The organism is Aliivibrio fischeri (genome assembly GCF_009727955.1).
GTDB lineage: Bacteria > Pseudomonadota > Gammaproteobacteria > Enterobacterales > Vibrionaceae > Aliivibrio > Aliivibrio fischeri_A.
The window spans coordinates 1,293,292-1,313,185 of sequence record NZ_WOBR01000004.1; the positions used below are offsets into that span (position 1 = coordinate 1,293,292).

The 19,894-nt window shown below is 39.9% G+C and carries 18 protein-coding genes and 5 tRNA genes; 20 read left to right on the top strand and 3 right to left on the bottom strand.

The window, feature by feature from the left end; all coding sequences use genetic code 11:
* Window positions 1-14: 14 nt before the first annotated feature.
* Entirely contained in the window at window positions 15-1,271 is a 1,257-nt protein-coding gene (gene hemA, locus GNP81_RS09220) for a glutamyl-tRNA reductase (RefSeq protein WP_155673165.1), read from the bottom strand.
* Window positions 1,272-1,440: 169 nt separating this feature from the next.
* On the opposite strand from hemA, the gene lolB reads away from it, so the two are divergent.
* From lolB to GNP81_RS09270, 10 genes are all read left to right on the top strand, one after another.
* Window positions 1,441-2,067, top strand: coding sequence for a lipoprotein insertase outer membrane protein LolB (gene lolB, locus GNP81_RS09225; RefSeq protein ID WP_236798228.1), 627 nt, complete (start codon window positions 1,441-1,443; stop codon window positions 2,065-2,067).
* The gene (ispE, locus tag GNP81_RS09230; protein ID WP_155673387.1) at window positions 2,064-2,930 is read left to right on the top strand and encodes a 4-(cytidine 5'-diphospho)-2-C-methyl-D-erythritol kinase; all 867 of its coding nucleotides are present in this window, start codon (window positions 2,064-2,066) and stop codon (window positions 2,928-2,930) included. The genes lolB and ispE overlap by 4 nt, the downstream gene beginning before the upstream one ends.
* A gap of 38 nt (window positions 2,931-2,968) precedes the next feature.
* Window positions 2,969-3,916, top strand: a complete 948-nt coding sequence (locus GNP81_RS09235; RefSeq protein ID WP_005418196.1) for a ribose-phosphate pyrophosphokinase — start codon at window positions 2,969-2,971, stop codon at window positions 3,914-3,916.
* A 181-nt stretch (window positions 3,917-4,097) separates the two neighbouring features.
* On the top strand, window positions 4,098-4,688 hold the full coding sequence (pth, locus tag GNP81_RS09240; RefSeq protein WP_155652689.1) for an aminoacyl-tRNA hydrolase: 591 nt from the start codon (window positions 4,098-4,100) through the stop codon (window positions 4,686-4,688).
* A gap of 19 nt (window positions 4,689-4,707) precedes the next feature.
* Window positions 4,708-5,799 carry a redox-regulated ATPase YchF gene (ychF, locus tag GNP81_RS09245; RefSeq protein ID WP_005418193.1) on the top strand — a complete coding sequence of 364 codons (1,092 nt, stop codon included), beginning with the start codon at window positions 4,708-4,710 and terminating at the stop codon, window positions 5,797-5,799.
* Window positions 5,800-6,106: 307 nt separating this feature from the next.
* Window positions 6,107-6,183, top strand: a tRNA-Met gene (locus GNP81_RS09250).
* 78 nt (window positions 6,184-6,261) lie between these two features.
* Window positions 6,262-6,346 (top strand) — tRNA-Leu (locus GNP81_RS09255).
* A 25-nt stretch (window positions 6,347-6,371) separates the two neighbouring features.
* Window positions 6,372-6,446: transfer RNA gene (locus tag GNP81_RS09260), tRNA-Gln, on the top strand.
* A gap of 80 nt (window positions 6,447-6,526) precedes the next feature.
* Window positions 6,527-6,611 (top strand) — tRNA-Leu (locus GNP81_RS09265).
* A gap of 25 nt (window positions 6,612-6,636) precedes the next feature.
* Window positions 6,637-6,711 (top strand) — tRNA-Gln (locus GNP81_RS09270).
* Window positions 6,712-6,881: 170 nt separating this feature from the next.
* Here the strand turns inward: GNP81_RS09270 and GNP81_RS09275 are convergent.
* The gene (locus GNP81_RS09275) at window positions 6,882-8,039 is read right to left on the bottom strand and encodes a 2-octaprenyl-3-methyl-6-methoxy-1,4-benzoquinol hydroxylase (protein ID WP_155674997.1); all 1,158 of its coding nucleotides are present in this window, start codon (window positions 8,037-8,039) and stop codon (window positions 6,882-6,884) included.
* A gap of 214 nt (window positions 8,040-8,253) precedes the next feature.
* Here GNP81_RS09275 and miaB point away from each other — a divergent pair, with 214 nt between their 5' ends.
* The 5 genes from miaB (at window position 8,254) to lnt (ending at window position 13,932) form a co-directional block, all read left to right on the top strand.
* On the top strand, window positions 8,254-9,678 hold the full coding sequence (gene miaB / locus GNP81_RS09280; protein ID WP_005418189.1) for a tRNA (N6-isopentenyl adenosine(37)-C2)-methylthiotransferase MiaB: 1,425 nt from the start codon (window positions 8,254-8,256) through the stop codon (window positions 9,676-9,678).
* A 146-nt stretch (window positions 9,679-9,824) separates the two neighbouring features.
* Complete coding sequence (locus tag GNP81_RS09285; RefSeq protein WP_155675000.1) at window positions 9,825-10,898, top strand: PhoH family protein; 1,074 nt, start codon at window positions 9,825-9,827, stop codon at window positions 10,896-10,898.
* A 16-nt stretch (window positions 10,899-10,914) separates the two neighbouring features.
* On the top strand, window positions 10,915-11,376 hold the full coding sequence (gene ybeY / locus GNP81_RS09290) for an rRNA maturation RNase YbeY (protein WP_155674996.1): 462 nt from the start codon (window positions 10,915-10,917) through the stop codon (window positions 11,374-11,376).
* A gap of 67 nt (window positions 11,377-11,443) precedes the next feature.
* On the top strand, window positions 11,444-12,322 hold the full coding sequence (corC, locus tag GNP81_RS09295) for a CNNM family magnesium/cobalt transport protein CorC (RefSeq protein WP_155674995.1): 879 nt from the start codon (window positions 11,444-11,446) through the stop codon (window positions 12,320-12,322).
* A 95-nt stretch (window positions 12,323-12,417) separates the two neighbouring features.
* Window positions 12,418-13,932, top strand: coding sequence for an apolipoprotein N-acyltransferase (gene lnt, locus GNP81_RS09300; protein ID WP_155674994.1), 1,515 nt, complete (start codon window positions 12,418-12,420; stop codon window positions 13,930-13,932).
* Between the two features lie 65 nt (window positions 13,933-13,997).
* On the opposite strand, the gene GNP81_RS09305 is transcribed toward lnt, so the two are convergent.
* On the bottom strand, window positions 13,998-14,480 hold the full coding sequence (locus GNP81_RS09305) for a zinc ribbon-containing protein (RefSeq protein ID WP_155674993.1): 483 nt from the start codon (window positions 14,478-14,480) through the stop codon (window positions 13,998-14,000).
* Between the two features lie 166 nt (window positions 14,481-14,646).
* Between GNP81_RS09305 and leuS the strand changes: the two genes are divergently transcribed.
* From leuS to rlmH, 5 genes are all read left to right on the top strand, one after another.
* On the top strand, window positions 14,647-17,223 hold the full coding sequence (leuS, locus tag GNP81_RS09310; protein WP_155674992.1) for a leucine--tRNA ligase: 2,577 nt from the start codon (window positions 14,647-14,649) through the stop codon (window positions 17,221-17,223).
* A gap of 227 nt (window positions 17,224-17,450) precedes the next feature.
* Window positions 17,451-18,008 carry an LPS-assembly lipoprotein LptE gene (locus GNP81_RS09315; RefSeq protein WP_155671517.1) on the top strand — a complete coding sequence of 186 codons (558 nt, stop codon included), beginning with the start codon at window positions 17,451-17,453 and terminating at the stop codon, window positions 18,006-18,008.
* Between the two features lie 2 nt (window positions 18,009-18,010).
* On the top strand, window positions 18,011-19,045 hold the full coding sequence (gene holA, locus GNP81_RS09320) for a DNA polymerase III subunit delta (RefSeq protein ID WP_155674991.1): 1,035 nt from the start codon (window positions 18,011-18,013) through the stop codon (window positions 19,043-19,045).
* 53 nt (window positions 19,046-19,098) lie between these two features.
* A complete protein-coding gene (rsfS, locus tag GNP81_RS09325) occupies window positions 19,099-19,416 on the top strand; it encodes a ribosome silencing factor (protein WP_005418177.1) in 318 nt (105 codons plus the stop codon).
* Between the two features lie 4 nt (window positions 19,417-19,420).
* Window positions 19,421-19,891 (top strand): 23S rRNA (pseudouridine(1915)-N(3))-methyltransferase RlmH, encoded by a 471-nt coding sequence (rlmH, locus tag GNP81_RS09330; protein WP_005418174.1) that lies wholly within the window; start codon window positions 19,421-19,423, stop codon window positions 19,889-19,891.
* The last annotated feature ends 3 nt before the right edge of the window (window positions 19,892-19,894 follow it).

A 19,894-nucleotide genomic window follows, 5' to 3' on the forward strand; every position in this document is an offset into this window, starting at 1 on the left:
AGCGAACGCTACGCTTAGTTGTCTAGACCAATAGTGGTTCGGATTACTGTTAACTTTTCAGTTTCACCGTTTTTTGCAGCTTGCTGCATCGCCAATGTTGGTGCATGAATGAGTTTATTGGTTAACTTATTACTGAGTTCAGCCAATACTTTTTCTGGATTTTGCCCTGAAGCAAGTGCTTGCATACTTTTTTGCAATAGCTCAATTCGCATCGCTTCTGAATTTTCACGATACTGACGGATACTATTTACCGCTTGACGAGAACGAATCCACGTCATGAATTCTGCGCTCTCTTCACTGACAATTGCTTCAGCTTGTATCGCTTCTATTTTTCGTTGTTCTATATTGTGATCAATAATAGATTGAAGATCATCAACTGAATATAAATACGCATCATTTAATTCTGCGACCTCACCCTCAATATCTCGAGGAACAGCAATATCAACGAACAACATTGGTTGGTGTTTACGTAATTTCAACGCACTTTCAACCATCCCCTTGCCAATAATAGGCAAAGGACTTGCAGTAGAACTAATAATGATGTCGGCTTTAGGAAGATGCTCAGGGATCTCAGGAAGACTGATGACTTCAGCATTAAATTGTTCAGCTAACCCCATCGCACGTTCGCGTGTTCGGTTAGCGACTATTAATTTTTTACAGCCAGAATCATCTAAATGTTTTGCGACAAGCTCAATAGTTTCACCCGCCCCAACTAAAAGTACGGTCGAGTCAGATAAAGATTCAAAAATTTGACGAGCTAATGTACATGCAGCATAAGCAACAGAAACGGCATTGCCACCAATATTGGTTTCAGTACGAACTCGTTTTGCTACCGAGAAGTCTTGTTGAAATAATTTTTCAATTGTTCCTTCAACCGCATTATGCTCTCGTGCATCAGCAAAGGCTTTTTTTACTTGCCCTAAAATTTGTGGTTCACCTAAAACCAACGAATCCAAACCACAAGAAACACGCATAAGATGTTTTACTGCTGCTTGCTCTTCATGGATATAAATACTGGGCATTAAGGTTTCTAGTGCGACATGATGAAATTCAGCAAGCCAATTAATCACATAACCGCTGCTAATACCGTGTTTAACTTCGCAATAGATTTCCGTTCGATTACAGGTCGATAAGATTACGCCACTTTGAATTGCATCGCTGTTTTTTAATTCATCTAACGCTTTTGTCAATTTTTCCGGAGAAAATGCAACTTTCTCACGTAAATCAACAGAGGCTGACGTATGATTAATTCCAATAACAAGCAATGACATTCGGCAAACGGACCAATAATAAAAATAACAAGGGCGGATTTTACTTGATGCGACCCAATTTTAAAAGGCATCAGGGCTTTTGTGTAAGAAATTAGTGATATTCAAATACTATTTGGCTCCAAATTCGCCATTAATTTGCTACAATTGCTGCATTACTTCAGATTTAAAGATGAGATTATCAAGAATGTTTCCTCGCTTTGTATGTTCCCCTTTTACTATTCTCATATTCACGCTTTTTCTTAACGCCTGTTCAACGACCCCTTTAACTCCTCAACAATCGACAGATTGGGACAAGCATCAAGCAAAGCTCGAACAAATAACACAATATAAAGTAACAGGAAAAATTGGATATCAAGCACCAAACCAACGCCATAGTTTAAATTTCCAGTGGATTCAGAAACCAGAACAAAGTCAATTATTGCTCACTTCATTTCTTGGCCAAACCGTAATGAAACTAACAATGACAGAGCAAATGACAACAATCGAAACTGGCGATGGACAAAAATTTGAAGGCCGAGATCCGGGGAGATTAATGTATAGCTTAAGTGGCATTAGCATGCCTATCGGGTACTTACAGGATTGGATTAAAGGATTACCAACCGCCGCAGATAATTTCCAACTCAATGAGCTTAATACTGTAGAACACTTATCAAAACAAATCGGTCAAACCAATTGGCATTTACGCTACAACAGTTATATCGAAAAAGATAACTTACTTCTTCCTAATTCAATGAAACTTACGCAACAAGACACCACCATTAAAATCATTGCTTCAAATTGGATAATTTCTCAATGATCACCAAAACAACACGCTGGCCATCTCCAGCCAAATTAAACCTGTTTCTTTATATCAATGGCCAACAAGATAATGGCTATCATGAGCTTCAAACTTTATTTCAATTTATTGATTTATGTGATTACCTCACCATTACAGCCAATCAATCAGGTCAAATAACCCTTTCTCCAGACATTCCAGGAGTAAAAACAGAAGATAACCTGATATGGAAAGCAGCAACGCTATTACAGCAGCACAGTCAATGTGAATTGGGTGCTCATATCGAAATAGAAAAGATTTTACCTATGGGGGGAGGCATCGGTGGTGGTTCATCTAATGCCGCAACCGTACTCGTCGCTCTTAATTTTTTATGGCAGCTCAATTTAAGTAACGATACTTTAGCAGCACTAGGAGTAAAACTAGGGGCTGATGTGCCTATTTTTGTGCATGGATTTGCCGCTTTTGCAGAAGGTATTGGTGAAAAACTGCAACCAGCCACCCCTAAAGAGTTATGGTACGTTTTAATCAAACCAGAAGTCAGTATCGCAACCGTCGATGTTTTCACTCATCCTGACTTGGTTAGAAATACACCAAAACAGCCACTTAACGCACTTTTAGAGGCTACATACGTAAACGATTGCGAAAAAATTGTCAGAAGTGTGTATCCAGAGGTTGATTACCAACTTTCATGGCTGTTAGAATATGCGCCATCGAGATTAACAGGAACAGGCGCTTGTGTTTTTGCTGAATTTAACAGCGAAAAAGAAGCACAAGAGGTTTATTCTTTAATCCCCGATAATGCAACCGGATTTATCGCCCGAGGTATGAATACTTCGCCACTCAACCGAACATTGGAAGAGTATAAATCATTATGCAAAATATAAAATTCTCACAATTTGGACGCAACCCTGAGGTTTCCACCGTGCCTGACATGAAGCTATTTGCTGGTAATGCAACTCCTGAACTAGCCCAACGTATCGCTGATCGACTATATATTTCACTTGGTGACGCTACTGTAGATCGTTTTTCTGACGGCGAAGTAGCCGTTCAAATTAACGAGAATGTACGTGGTAGTGATGTTTTCATCATTCAATCGACTTGTGCTCCTACTAATGACAACATTATGGAATTAGTAGTGATGATTGATGCACTTCGTCGTGCTTCTGCTGGCCGTATTACTGCGGTAATTCCATACTTTGGTTACGCTCGTCAAGATCGTCGTGTACGTTCTGCTCGTGTACCAATCACTGCAAAAGTTATTGCTGATATGCTTTCAAACGTTGGTGTTGACCGCGTTTTAACTATCGACCTTCACGCTGAACAAATTCAAGGTTTCTTCGACGTACCAGTAGACAACATCTTCGGTACTCCAGTACTGCTTGATGACATGCGTACTCGTGGTTTGGAAAACCCTGTAGTTGTTTCTCCTGATCTAGGCGGTGTTGTTCGTGCTCGTGCAACAGCAAAAGCATTAGGTGATGTAGATATCGCTATCGTTGATAAGCGTCGTCCACGTGCTAACGTTTCTGAAGTAATGAACCTAATTGGTGATGTTGACGGTCGTGATTGTGTAATCGTTGATGACATGATCGATACTGGTGGTACATTATGTAAAGCTGCTGAAGCGCTTAAAGAGCGTGGCGCAAAACGTGTATTTGCATACGCAACTCACGCAGTATTCTCTGGTAGTGCACCACAAAACATTGCAAATTCAGTTCTTGACCAAGTTATCGTAACTGACTCAATTACTCTTTCTAAAGAAATGGCAGCAACAGGTAAAGTAACTGAACTTAGCCTTTCTCGCATGCTAGCTGAAGCGATTCGTCGTATCAGCAATGAAGAGTCTATCTCTGCAATGTTTGATCACTAATCAAACAGAAATCTATTCAAACGCCCTGCCTTTGCGGGGCGTTTTTGTATTTGGAATTCTTGTGGTAATATGGCGCGCCTTTTTAATGGTGCATACTAATATCATTAATTGTATTTAGCTCTCATACGCTCTAAACAAGTTCATTAATCATATTAGTATCCAAGATAAGAGAGATAATTCTTTGAGTAATCAGATCAAACTTCTCGTTGGACTAGCAAACCCTGGTCTTGAGTATAAAAGAACTCGCCATAATGCTGGTGCATGGGTTGTTGAAGAACTCGCTCGAGTTCATAATGTTTCTATGCGAGAAGAAGCTAAATTCTTCGGCTTAACTGGTAGGATCCAAAGTAATGGTGACGATCTTCGATTGTTGATCCCAACCACTTTCATGAATCTATCAGGTAAAGCTATCGCTGCGATGGCAAAGTTCTATCAGATCAAACCAGAAGAAATTCTTGTTGCTCATGATGAACTGGATCTCCCTCCTGGTGTTGCTAAATTTAAAAAAGGTGGTGGGCACGGTGGCCATAACGGTTTACGTGACACCATTAGTAAATTAGCGAATACGAAAGAGTTTTACCGACTTCGTATTGGCATTGGTCATCCTGGCCATAAAGATAAAGTTGCCGGTTTTGTTTTAGGTAAAGCGCCAGCTAAAGAGCAAGAATTAATCGATGCTGCAGTAGATGAATCTACACGCTGCCTTGATATCCTTCTCAAAGATGGATTAAGCAAAGCACAAAATCGTTTACACACATTCAAAGCTGAATAACACAGATAAGGTTTACATCATGGGTTTTAAATGCGGAATCGTTGGTCTTCCAAACGTTGGTAAATCAACACTATTTAACGCACTAACAAAAGCAGGAATCGAAGCAGCAAACTTCCCTTTCTGTACAATTGAACCAAACACAGGTGTGGTTCCTGTTCCTGATCTACGTTTAGATGCATTAGCAAAAATCGTAAAACCAGAACGTATTCTTCCTACTACAATGGAATTCGTTGATATCGCTGGTTTAGTGGCAGGCGCATCTAAAGGTGAAGGTCTAGGTAACAAATTCCTAGCAAACATCCGTGAAACAGATGCAATTGGTCATGTTGTTCGTTGTTTTGAAAATGAAAACATCATTCACGTTGCTGGTAAGATTTCACCAATTGAAGATATTGAAATCATCAACCTTGAACTTGCTCTTGCTGATTTAGATTCGTGTGAACGTGCAATGCAACGTAATGCGAAAAAAGCAAAAGGCGGAGACAAAGACGCGAAGTTTGAAATTTCTGTACTTGAGAAACTGCTTCCAGTATTAACTGAAGGTGGTATGGCTCGCACTGTTGAGCTAACTAAAGAAGAAGCGGCAGCTATTGGTTACCTAAACTTCCTAACGTTAAAACCAACAATGTACATTGCGAACGTAAGCGAAGATGGCTTCGAAGATAACCCATTCCTAGATATGGTTCGTGAATACGCAGAAAAAGAAAACAACGTAGTTGTTCCTGTTTGTGCTGCTATTGAATCTGAGCTTTCTGAACTTGACGATGAAGATCGTGAAGAATTCCTTGCTGATATGGGTATCGAAGAACCAGGTCTAAACCGCGTAATCCGCTCTGGTTATGAACTGCTTACTCTTCAAACTTACTTCACTGCTGGTGTTAAAGAAGTTCGTGCATGGACTATCCCTGTAGGAGCTACAGCACCACAAGCAGCTGGTAAGATCCATACTGACTTTGAAAAAGGCTTTATCCGTGCTGAAGTTATTGGTTACGACAACTTCATCGAGTTCAACGGTGAGAGTGGAGCTAAAGAAGCAGGTAAATGGCGCCTAGAAGGTAAAGAATATATCGTTAAAGATGGTGATGTTGTTCATTTCCGCTTCAACGTATAATTAAATAAGGCCAGCAAATTTGCTGGCCTTTTTATTACTTGCTAATAATTCAACCACTTAAGATTACTTTTCAACCAGTCCTCTGTTATTTTTCTTCCCCCCTTTTTATCTCTTATATACTGAGTTTTATTCATTTATGCTCATATTTGCATATAAAAAGCACGGTTTGATTAAATTCCGTTCGAACAAACAAAGAATTACTGTTTTTTTCAAAAAAGTGTTGACGCATAAGCCTTAGATACGCATAATGCGCTCCGTCCTCACCGCTAAGGCGAAAGAGAGACAAGCAAGAAATGCAAGACAATTTGGCTACTTAGCTCAGCTGGTTAGAGCACATCACTCATAATGATGGGGTCACAGGTTCAAATCCCGTAGTAGCCACCATACAATTTTTAATTGATTATCCAATTGTCGATTAAAATAAAATTTCTACTTAACGTATTAACGTTAAAATAGTAGAATGCGGACGTGGCGGAATTGGTAGACGCACCAGATTTAGGTTCTGGCGCCGCAAGGTGTGAGAGTTCAAGTCTCTCCGTCCGCACCATTATTTAGATTCGTAAGAATCTCGTTGGGATATCGCCAAGCGGTAAGGCAGCGGCTTTTGATGCCGCCATTCCCTGGTTCAAATCCAGGTATCCCAGCCACTTTAAAACATAATTGATTCATTTCGATTATGGAAACGTGTTATTGGATCACCAATCTCTAATTTCACTATAAAATTTGTGCGGTCGTGGCGGAATTGGTAGACGCACCAGATTTAGGTTCTGGCGCCGCGAGGTGTGAGAGTTCAAGTCTCTCCGACCGCACCATTATTTAGGTTCGTAAGAATCTCGTTGGGATATCGCCAAGCGGTAAGGCAGCGGCTTTTGATGCCGCCATTCCCTGGTTCAAATCCAGGTATCCCAGCCACTTTTAAAAAGCTCATCATTAATTTGATGGGCTTTTTTTTTCGTCTGTAAGATTCTATTTTCATCTATTCATACCAATCAGGATAATTAGTTAATCAGATACAAAAAAGGTGACCAATTAATGATCACCTTCTGCGTTTCCAGTTCTTTCCTACTTGTCCCTAATATTTTCTATAACCCTAACGCATACTTCAGTGCTTGGATCTTTAATGGACCAGCTGATTCTGCAGCTCTTAATCCAATATTACGTAATAATTTAACCGGAGGCAGTGTATTGCTAAATAAGGTATAAAAAACGTCCATACTGGTTTGCATTAGTAAATTATCTGTTCGTCTTCTGCTTTCATATCTTGATGGCGCTTTATCACTCTCTACGCCATTTTTTTCGACTTCTTCTAAAAAGACATTCACATCTTTAAAACCTAAATTAACCCCCTGCCCTGCTAGCGGATTAATGGTATGTGCCGCATCACCAAGTAACACACACCGATGGTTTACATATTGTTGAGCATGCCTGCGTGTAAGAGGAAAAGCTCCAAAACGTTCAACTTTAAAACCACCAAGTTCTGCAGGAAAGTGTCGCTTGATTTGTTCTTCTAATTGAGTATTGCTCATTGCCGTTAATTGTTTAATGCGTGTAGGCGAGTCATACCAAACTAATGAACCTTTATTTCCAGATAATGGTAAAAATGATCTTGGCCCTGACGGTGTAAACCATTGCCATGTAATGTCTTGCTGTGCTTGCTCGGTTTCAATATTAATCAACATACAATGTTGACGATAATCCCAAGCGGTTATTCCTATTTTTGCTTGTTGACGAACATAAGAGTTAGCGCCATCAGCTCCAATCACCCATTTTGCTTTTAATACGGAATTATCACTTAGAGTTAATTCATTGTATTCTTGATGAAAAGTGATTGTATTAATGTTTATTGGAGTAAGTACATTTAAGTTACTGTACTGAGAAAATTCATTCCAAAGACCTAATTGGATTAATCGGTTTTCAACAATAAAGCCAAGTTGTTCCATATTAAGAGCATCTGAATGAAAACGCGTCCTACATTCAGGATGTTCCCACGTTTCTAATCGCTTATAGGGACAAACTCTTGTCTCGCTTATAAATTTCCAAGCCCCTAAAGAATCTAATAAGTCGACTGATGATTGTGAAATAGCCGAAACTCGAATATCCATAGGTTGTGCTTCGTCGTAAACCGCAGGTTCTCTTGCTTCAAGCAAAACAACTGAGTGACCTAATTTAGCCAAACCAACCGCAGTTGCAGCACCAACCATGCCACCACCGACTACGGCATAATCATATTCTTTTATCATCCATCGACCTTATTGAATCAATTATTTTCCCTTATTCTAGCCTGATTTATCAGTAATCGAAATCACTCACTGCATGTCCTTATAATTTTCATGGTCTACTACACCTAGTCACAGCCCTTGGAAAGCAGTACAATACGCGCCCTATCCGTTTTGATCGAGCTTGTCTCTCAAAACTGTACCGAATTTTAGTAATACAAAACGAGTGAAAAGTTACATGACTAAGAAACTGCTGATCAAAACCTGGGGCTGTCAGATGAACGAATACGATTCATCTAAAATGGCCGACCTTTTAGGTGCCGCAAATGGTTATGAATTAACAGAAGAACCAACAGAAGCTGACGTTCTACTATTAAATACCTGCTCTATTCGTGAAAAAGCACAAGAGAAAGTGTTTCACCAATTAGGCCGCTGGAAAAACCTAAAAGATAAAAAACCAGATCTAGTGATCGGTGTTGGTGGTTGTGTTGCAACTCAAGAAGGTGATCATATTCGCCAACGCGCTCCATACGTTGACGTAATCTTTGGTCCACAAACTTTACACCGTTTACCTGAAATGATCCGTCAATCTCAATCAAATGAAAAACCAGTAATGGATATTTCATTCCCAGAGATCGAAAAGTTCGATAACCTTCCTGAACCAAAAGCAGAAGGTGCAACAGCGTTCGTTTCTATTATGGAAGGGTGTTCTAAGTACTGTACTTACTGTGTTGTTCCATACACTCGTGGTGAAGAAGTAAGCCGTCCTCTTGATGACGTATTATTTGAAATCGCACAACTTGCAGAACAAGGCGTTCGTGAAGTAAACCTATTAGGCCAAAACGTTAACGCGTACCGTGGTCCAATGCACGACGGTGATATCTGCACATTTGCTGAATTATTACGTATGGTTGCATCTATCGATGGTATCGACCGTTTACGCTTTACAACAAGCCACCCATTAGAGTTTGGTGATGACATCATCGCTGTATACGAAGATACGCCAGAGCTAGTAAGTTTCTTACACTTACCTGTTCAAAGTGGTTCTGATCGTATTTTAACCATGATGAAGCGCCCTCACACAGCGATTGAATACAAATCAATCATTCGTAAATTACGTAAGGCTCGTCCTGATATTCAAATCAGTTCTGACTTTATTGTTGGCTTCCCAGGTGAAACGGCGAAAGACTTCCAAGATACAATGAAACTGATTAAAGATGTTGATTTCGACATGAGCTTTAGTTTCATCTTCTCTGCGCGTCCAGGAACACCTGCTGCTGATTATCCATGTGATATCCCTGAGCAAGAGAAGAAAGATCGTTTAGCTGAACTGCAACAGCAAGTAAACAGCCAAGCAATGCGCTACTCTCGTTTAATGCTAGACACAGAGCAACGTGTATTAGTTGAAGGCCCATCGAAGAAAAACCTGATGGAGCTTCGAGCTCGTACTGAAAACAACCGTGTTGTAAACTTTGAAGGTTCAGCGGATCTTATTGGTCAATTTGTTGATGTTAAAATCACAGATGTATTTGCGAACTCACTTCGTGGTGAACTAGTTCGTACAGAAAAAGACATGGGTTTACGTGTTGTTATGACTCCAGCTGAAATGATGGAAAAAACACGTCGTGAAGATGATCTAGGTGTGGGTACTTTTACGCCATAGTGTGATCTCTTTAATAAAATCAAAGACAAATAAAGATGATTGAGGTTACTCAGTCATCTTTTTTCTTTTATAGTCTTGAGAAAATACCTTATTTACCCAATAAATACGATATAGATATCTTACTAGTTACTTTATGCGAGGCGACATTGAGCATTAAAACAACCAAATTAGAGTTGACCTTAGAGCCAGCAGACAACCATCGTTTATCTAGCCTTTGTGGGCCTTTTGATGACAACATCAAGCACCTTGAACGTCGTTTAGGTGTAGAGATTAACTATAGAGGCAACCTATTTACTGTGGTTGGTAAACCTCATACCGTTTCAGCTACTATTGATATTCTCAAAGATCTATACGTCGATACTGCTCCTGTAAAAAATCAATACCCGGATATTGAACCAGAACAAATCCATTTAGCGGTAAAAGAATCCGGTGTTTTAGAACAGGCAAAAGAAGACATTTCAACTATTCCTTATGGAAAAGAAGTCTTTATTAAAACCAAAAAAGGGTTAATAAAGCCAAGAACTGAAAACCAAGCGCAATACGTAACCAACATGGTAACTCACGATATTACCTTTGGTATTGGCCCAGCAGGTACAGGAAAGACCTACCTTGCGGTTGCTGCAGCGGTTGATGCTTTAGAGCGCCAAGAAGTTCGTCGTATCCTACTTACTCGTCCAGCTGTTGAAGCGGGTGAAAAATTAGGCTTTTTACCAGGCGACCTTAGCCAAAAGGTTGACCCGTATTTACGTCCTCTTTATGATGCGCTATTTGAAATGCTTGGCTTTGAGCGTGTTGAGAAACTGATTGAACGCAACGTGATTGAAGTAGCCCCACTTGCTTATATGCGTGGTAGAACGCTTAACGATGCTTTTATCATTCTTGATGAAAGCCAAAATACCACAGTAGAACAAATGAAAATGTTCTTAACTCGTATTGGGTTTAACTCACGAGCAGTCATCACTGGCGATGTAACTCAAATTGACTTACCTCGTGGTGCTAAATCAGGTTTGCGTCATGCTATTGAAGTGCTTTCTGAAGTTGAAGAAATCAGCTTTAACTTCTTTATTGCTGATGACGTTGTTCGTCACCCTGTCGTAGCTCGAATTGTGAACGCTTATGAAAAATGGGAAGCAAAAGATCAAAAAGAGCGTAAACTAGAGGAAATACGCAGAAAGCAGGAGCGTGATGCTCGTATGGCTGAAGCAGAAAATAATCAGTAACAAAATCAGGTGAACAATGAGTATTGAACTCGATCTACAAATTGCATGTGAAAATGAAAACGGCTTACCATCAGAAAAAGATCTGATGACATGGTTAAATGCGGTTATTCCACAATTTCAACCACAAGCTGAATTAACCATTCGTATTGTAGACGAAAAAGAAAGTCATCAATTAAATCACGAGTATCGTGGTAAAGATAAGCCAACTAATGTACTTTCATTTCCGTTTGAAGCACCTCCTGGTATTGAACTCGATTTACTTGGTGATTTAATCATCTGTCGCCAAGTTGTTGAGAAAGAAGCTGTTGAGCAAAATAAGCCATTATTAGCACATTGGGCTCATATGGTTGTACATGGCAGTCTTCATCTGCTAGGTTATGACCATATCGAAGATGATGAAGCTGAAGAGATGGAATCACTCGAAACAGAATTAATGCAAGGTATGGGATTTGAAGACCCATATATTGCTGAGAAATAACAACGGAATAACCCGTAGTTACTAATGTGCGCTATCCACATTGATAGCATTTACTTTAAAAGAAGCCATGAACGACGAAAATTCACAGAATACAGAAGGTCCGAGTAGAAAGTCCTTCTTAGGACGCCTTTCACAATTATTCCAAGGAGAGCCTAAAGATCGCCAAGAGTTGGTTGATGTATTTAGAGACTCTGAAGAGAATGAAGTTATCGACCATGACACTCGAGATATGCTTGAAGGTGTTATGGAAATAGCAGAAATGAGAGTAAGGGACATTATGTTACCTCGCTCTCAAATGGTTACGGTCGAGAAAACTCAAGACCTTGAATCACTGATAGCAACCATCATTGAAGCGTCTCACTCACGCTACCCAGTGATCAGTGAAGATAAAGACCATGTTGAAGGTATACTCCTTGCGAAGGACTTACTAAGATACTTAGGCTCTGACTGTGAAGCCTTTGAAATAGAGCAAGTCATTAGACCTGCTGTTGTAGTTCCAGAAAGCAAACGTGTTGATAAACTTTTAAAAGAGTTTAGAGAAGAGCGTTACCACATGGCCATCGTTGTCGATGAGTTTGGTGGAGTTTCTGGTCTAGTTACCATTGAAGATATCTTAGAAGAAATCGTTGGTGACATTGAAGATGAATTTGATGACGAAGAAGAAAAAGACATTCGTCAGTTAAGCAAACACACATTCTCTGTGAAAGCATTAACTGAAATCGAAGACTTTAATGAAGCGTTCTCAACCAACTTCAGCGACGAAGAAATTGATACTGTAGGTGGTCTTGTATTAACTGGGTTTGGTCATTTACCTGAAAGTGGTGAAACGATTGAAATCTCAGGATTTACATTCAAAGTTACAGCTGCGGATAACCGTCGAATTATTCAACTTCAAGTGACGATTCCTGATAAAGAATCTGAAAACAAAGATCTTGAAGAAGAATAACAAAATCAGCCACTGATATTTCAGTGGCTGAACTTTATCTAGATTATACAGACTAACTCTTTTTCGCTACTTACCATCTATTTGAGTTATAGCCGATGCCTTTACTTTCTCATTACCTTATTCGTCTTCTTGTTGCTCTACTATCAGGTGCAAGTGCAACCCTCGCTTTTGCTCCCTACTCCTTATGGCCTTTTGCTTTTATTGCGCCTTTAACCCTTTTATTATTAATGCATAAGCAAACAACAAAAAAAGCCACTTGGTTAGGTTTTGTTTGGGGTTTAGGTTACTTTGGTGCAGGCGTGAGTTGGGTTCATGTCAGTATCGATAATTTTGGTGGAATGCCTGTTGCTGCCAGTTTATTTTTAATGATAGGACTCATCAGTTATCTGTCATTATATCCAATGCTATTCTCATTTCTTTTACAGCGCTTTTTTAGCAATCACAACATCACAAAGTACTTACTTGCCGCACCTGCTCTTTGGATTATCACCGATTGGCTTCGTGGTTGGGTATTTACTGGCTTTCCATGGTTATGGCTAGGTTACAGCCAAATCGATAGCCCATTGTCTGCTTGGGGACCAATATTTGGTGTTGAAGGCATTACTATAATGATCCTTCTATCTGTTGGTACTATTGCGTACAGTTTCCTTGAAAAGAAATGGGCTTTATTGCTTATTCCCGCAGTAATTTTAGCGACATCTTTTGCTGTAAAACCTTTTGATTGGGTTGCGCCCCAACCTGATAAAGCAACTAAAGTGGCGTTAATTCAGGGGAATATTAATCAAGCGATTAAATGGCTACCGAGTGAGCGTTGGCCAACGATCATGAAATATATGGATTTAACGCGTAAAAACTGGGATGCCGATGTCATTGTATGGCCTGAAGCCGCTATTCCAGCATTAGAAGTAGAAATCCCTAGTTTTCTTCGCAACTTAGATAGTGCTGCATCAATGAATAACAGCACAGTCATCACTGGAATTGTGGGTCAAAGCCCTACCGGTAATTTCTACAATAATATCATTTCATTAGGCGTTAACGGCACTAATGGCTACGATTACGGACAACAACCAAGATACAGCAAACACCATTTACTTCCATTTGGTGAATTCGTTCCTTTTGAAAACTTATTACGTCCAATTGCACCACTATTTAATCTACCTATGTCATCATTTAGCCGAGGTGATTATATTCAACCAAATATGGAAGCGAGTGGTACTCATTTAGCCCCTGCATTGTGCTATGAGATCGTTTATGGCGAACAAGTGAGAGAAAATATCACACCACAAACCGATTATATTTTAACCCTGTCTAATGATGCATGGTTTGGTACTTCTATTGGTCCATTACAACACATGGAAATGGCTCAAATGCGAGCGTTAGAAATAGGAAAACCAGTAATTCGCTCAACCAATAACGGGGTTACAGCAATTACTGACCATAAAGGACATATAACAAAACAAATACCACAATTCACTACTGCAGTATTACGTGGAGAAGTCATTCCAACCACGGGGACGACACCTTATCGCTACTGGGGATCGATACCTCTATATTTCCTAGTTGGTTTATCTTTACTTATTGCTTGGCGTAAACGAAAAGACAATATGTAATTTCATACGGTCTGTATCTCTTTTTATTTTGATATACAGACCTTTTAACCAATAGCCTTTTTAAACTAAGGTTTTAAAGAAACTCTTGTAAATTCATCATGTTGACAGTGAGTACACGGCTCTATGATTTGAGCGTGGTTAAATTGCTCACGATGTCCGCACTTTTCACAGACTAAAATACCTAAACCGATAACCTCTCCTGTCTGATATACCCCTTGATGCTCCAAATCATCAAAAACCTCTTTCCATTCAACTTGCGTTCTATCGGTTATTTCCAATAAACCATGCCAGATCGAATCCGCAATTAATCGGTAGAAAGGCGAATCGGGGAATGTGCTTTTACTCTCTTCATAACTTTGAGCAAATTCTTTAATGTCACGTTTAACGTAAGTGGAAATGAGCGCAAGCTCATCTTTGGTCATATCAGAAGCCGCATCCACCACTTCCTCTGAAGATTTAGCCCAATGTTCAAATTCTTCAGGACTTCTTTCTAATACATTCATTACCCGCTCAAAGACAGCGTTATAACCTGTTTTTTGCTTAGACATAAGTCACCTCCAAGATTTCGCTGGATTTATATAGCGAAGAGTGAGTTAAAGGTTATCAGGTCGCTTGAGTATAAGCGCTCCATTAGTTATTCTATGCCGATCAAGTATTATCTGATCAAACCGATCTCACATTTTTTGTGATCCACTGACATAACTGGGTAAATCGATGCAAGAACAATATAATCCACAGGATCTTGAACAAAAGATCCAAAAACATTGGGACGACAACAAAACGTTTGTTGTAACTGAAGACGCAAACAAAGAAAAATTCTACTGTCTCTCAATGTTCCCATACCCAAGTGGTCGTCTACACATGGGTCACGTTCGTAACTACACTATCGGTGATGTAGTTTCTCGTTACCAACGTCTACAAGGTAAAAACGTAATGCAACCTATTGGTTGGGATGCGTTTGGTCTTCCTGCTGAAAATGCGGCTGTTAAAAATAAAACAGCTCCAGCGCCTTGGACTTATGAAAATATCGAGTACATGAAGAACCAACTTAAGCTATTAGGCTTTGGTTACGACTGGAACCGTGAATTTGCAACATGTACTCCTGAGTACTACCGTTGGGAACAAGAGTTCTTCACAAAACTGTACAACAAAGGTCTAGTTTACAAGAAAACCTCTTCTGTAAACTGGTGTCCTAATGACCAAACGGTTCTGGCTAACGAACAAGTTGAAGACGGTTGTTGTTGGCGTTGTGATACCCCTGTTGAACAAAAGAAAATTCCACAGTGGTTCATTAAAATTACTGAATACGCACAAGAACTTCTTGATGATCTAGATAACCTTGATGGTTGGCCTGAAATGGTTAAAACCATGCAACGTAACTGGATTGGCCGCTCTGAAGGTGTTGAACTTTCATTTACTGTAAACGGCGAAGAAGCACCATTAGAAGTATATACTACACGTCCTGATACGCTAATGGGCGTAACTTACGTTGGTATTGCTGCTGGTCACCCTCTTGCAGAAAAAGCATCTCAAAATAACCCTGAGTTAGCTGCTTTTGTTGAAGAGTGCCGTAACACTAAAGTTGCTGAAGCAGAATTAGCAACGATGGAAAAGAAAGGCATGGACACAGGTCTACGTGCTATTCATCCATTAAATGGTCGTGAAGTACCAGTATTTGTTGCCAACTTCGTATTAATGGATTACGGCACAGGTGCGGTAATGGCGGTTCCTGCTCACGATCAACGTGACTTTGAATTTGCAACTAAATACGGCCTAGATATTATCCCTGTAATCAAACCAGAAGATGGCTCTGATTTAGATGTATCTGAAGCAGCTTACACCGAAAAAGGCGTTCTATTCGATTCGGGTGAATTCGACGGTCTTGCTTTCCAAGAAGCATTCGATGCTATCGCAGCTAAACTTGAAGCGGAAGGCAAAGGTAAGAAAACAGTAAACTTCCGTCTACGTGACTGGGGTGTATCTCGTCAACGTTACTGGGGTGCTCCAATCCCAATGGTAACAACTGAAGATGGTGAAGTTCACCCAGTACCTGCAGACCAATTACCAGTAATTCTTCCTGAAGACGTAGTAATGGATGGCGTTACTAGTCCAATTAAAGCAGACAAAGAGTGGGCTAAAACTACATTTAACGGCGAGCCAGCTCTACGTGAAACTGATACGTTCGATACCTTTATGGAATCATCTTGGTACTACGCTCGCTACTGTTCACCACAAGCTGACGACATCCTAGATCCAGAAAAAGCAAACTACTGGTTACCAGTAGACCAATACATTGGTGGTATCGAGCACGCTTGTATGCACCTATTGTATTCTCGCTTCTTCCATAAGCTTCTACGTGATGCAGGTTATGTTACTTCTGACGAACCATTCAAGCAGCTTTTATGTCAAGGTATGGTACTTGCGGATGCATTCTACTACACCAACGACAAAGGCGGTAAAGAATGGGTAGCTCCTACGGATGTTACTATCGAGCGTGATGGTAAAGGTCGTATCGAGAAAGCCGTTGATGACCAAGGTCGTGAAGTTGAACACTCAGGCATGATCAAAATGTCCAAGTCTAAAAACAACGGTATCGACCCACAAGAAATGGTAGACAAATACGGTGCTGATACCGTTCGTCTATTCATGATGTTTGCTTCACCAGCAGACATGACACTTGAATGGCAAGAGTCTGGCGTTGAGGGTGCAAACCGTTTCCTTAAACGTGTATGGAAACTGGTTCACGAGCACACAAACAAAGGCACAACTGAAGCGCTAGATACATCATCACTAACAGGTGATCAAAAAGCACTTCGTCGTGACGTTCACAAAACAATCGCAAAAGTAAGTGATGATATTGGCCGTCGTCAAACATTCAATACAGCAATCGCTGCTATTATGGAGTTGATGAACAAGCTAAACAAAGCACCTCAAGAATCAGCACAAGATCGTGCTCTTCTTGATGAAGCACTAAAAGCGGTTGTTGCTATGCTTTACCCAATGACACCACACGCAAGTTTTGCAATGTGGGAAGCACTAGGTGAATCAGATTTAGATTCTGCAACATGGCCAACATTCGATGAGAATGCACTAGTTGAAGATGAAAAAACAATCGTAGTAATGATCAACGGTAAACTTCGTGCAAAACTGGTTGTTGCTGCAGATGCAACAGAAGAGCAGGTACGTGAACTGGGTCTAAAAGACGAAAACGCAATGAAGTTCTTAGATGGCTTAACAATTCGTAAAGTTATCTACGTACCAGGTAAGCTATTAAACATCGTAGCGAACTAAGAAACGATAAGAAAAGTAATTTGAACCATTTTTCTTATTACTTTTCTACTAAAGCATAAGCGGCTATCCGCTTGTGCTTATTTAACCATTTTGTCTTATGCAATCCATAAGAGAGCCGATAAAGTGGTTAAATAAGCATTTTTATCACCACTTGAGGGAGTTACTCGGTGAAACGACTTTTATCTCTATTTTCTCTTCGAACGGTAATCGTTCTGACTCTTTCATTAATGACTTCAGCCTGTGGGTTTCACCTACGTGGTGATTATTTATTACCAGATGAAGTTCATGAAATATCATTAACAAGTTTTGACCAATACAGTTCACTAACTCGTGATGTTCAAAAGCAACTTCGCATGAATGGTATTCGTCAGGTGGCACCAACAACAGTGACTCCAAGTTTAGATTTAATCAGTGAAAGTCTAAATGAGCGCACGTTATCTCTTTATCAAAACAGCCGTGCAGCTGAAAAAGAACTTACTTACAATGTTCGCTATAGCGTTTTAATTCCGGGACATGATTTAAAAACATATACAACAACGGTAAACCGTAATTATCTTGATAACCCACTAACAGCCTTAGCAAAATCGGTTGAACGAGATATGATTGAAGATGAAATGCGAACTCAAGCGGCTGAACAGATTTTACGTCAAATGGCACGTTTAAAAGCAGATGATACGCCAGTTGTGACAACTGATGTAATTACGCACGATGATGAAACTGAAAGTAAAGTGACAACTAAAGAAGTCATTAAGTCAATGAGCACTACAGCTGAAACAACTCAATAATCATGCGTGTATTTCCAGAACAATTAGCTCAAAGTTTAGAGCGTGGGCTACGTCAATGCTATTTACTGTTTGGTAATGAGCCTCTGTTAAAACAAGAAAGCCTTGACGCAATTCGCCAAGCGGCATTTGCACAAGGTTTTGAAGAAAAGCACCAATTTACACTGGATAAGCAGTTAGATTGGAATAACGTGTTTGATTGTACTCAAGCGTTAAGTCTTTTTTCATCCAGACAAATAATAGAGCTTACTATTCCTGATACTGGGATAACTACCGCGCACACAAACAAACTTAAAGAACTCGTACCAACACTGCATGACGATATAATTTTATTGTTACAAGGTCCAAGAGTTAATAAAGCTCAAGAAAACACCCAATGGTTTAAAGCTTTAACGCAACTTGGTTTATTTATTCCATGTAATACACCTGACAATCAGCAGTTACCACGTTTTATCCAACAACGTTGTAAAAAATTAAAGCTAAAGCCAGATACAGAAGCAATTCAAATGCTTGCTCAATGGCACGAAGGTAATTTATTAGCACTTGCTCAAAGCCTAGATAAATTAGCCCTTTTATATCCCGATGGCTTGCTAACGTTAATTCGAATAGAAGAAGCCTTAAATAGAAACAATCATTTTACGCCATTTCAATTAGTCGATACGTTATTATCAGGCCAAGCTAAGCGTGCACAACGAATATTGCGTCAACTTGAAAGTGAAGGGACAGAAGTCATCATCCTTTTACGTACACTGCAAAAAGAATTGTTGTTATTACAGACATTCCAATATGCCATCTCTCAAGGTGATGCGATGTTCACTGTTTTTGACCGCTATAAAGTATGGCAAAACCGTCGAGCACTATACCAAGCAGCTCTACAGCGCTTATCTATCACTCAGATAAAGCAATTAATTCGTTTGCTTGCTCAAATTGAGATAGCAACAAAAACAGACTACGACAGCGATAGCTGGCCACAACTTAGTCAACTAACGCTAGATATGTGCAATATTCACATTTCGGTGACATCGAACGTCTCTCATTAAGCGGCGTTCACTGATATACTTCATTATAAATAATCCATTTCTAGGTGATTACTTTGCAAGATAAAGAACTCCATGATTTTCTATTCAACAATGTTGATGATATGAAAGCTGAAAATATAACAACTCTTGATGTTCGTGGTAAATCAAGCATTACCGATTTTATGATCGTATGTACAGGAACATCGAAACGTCATGTAAGCTCTATTGCATCAAATGTCTCAGATAAAGCAAAAGAAGCAGGCTTAATGCCTTATGGGATTGATGGTGAAGCAGAAGGCGAATGGGTTGTTGTAGATATGGGGAACGTTATGGTTCATATTCTACAAGAAGAGCACCGTGAGTTATACCAACTAGAAAAACTGTGGAGCTAACTCCATGAAAATTCAGTTAATCGCTGTTGGAACTAAAATGCCTAAATGGGTTGAAGAAGGCTATAAAGAATACAGCCGACGCTTCCCTAAAGATATGCCTCTTGAGCTTGTAGAAATTACAGCAGGAAAACGAGGTAAAAATGCCGACATAGCTCGAATCCTTCAAAAAGAAGGTGAAGCAATGCTTGCTGCTGTTCCTAAAGGCAATCGTATCGTAACACTTGATATTCCAGGAAAACGTTGGGATACAGAGCAGTTGGCTGAACAACTAGAAGCTTGGAAATTAGACGCTCGTGATGTATCTATTTTAATAGGTGGCCCTGAAGGTTTAGCTCCTGCATGTAAGGCAGCAGCCGATCAAAGCTGGTCTTTATCACCACTAACCCTCCCTCACCCTCTGGTTCGAGTTGTCATGGCTGAAAGCCTATATCGAGCATGGAGTATTACGGCAAATCATCCTTACCATAGAGAATAAGAG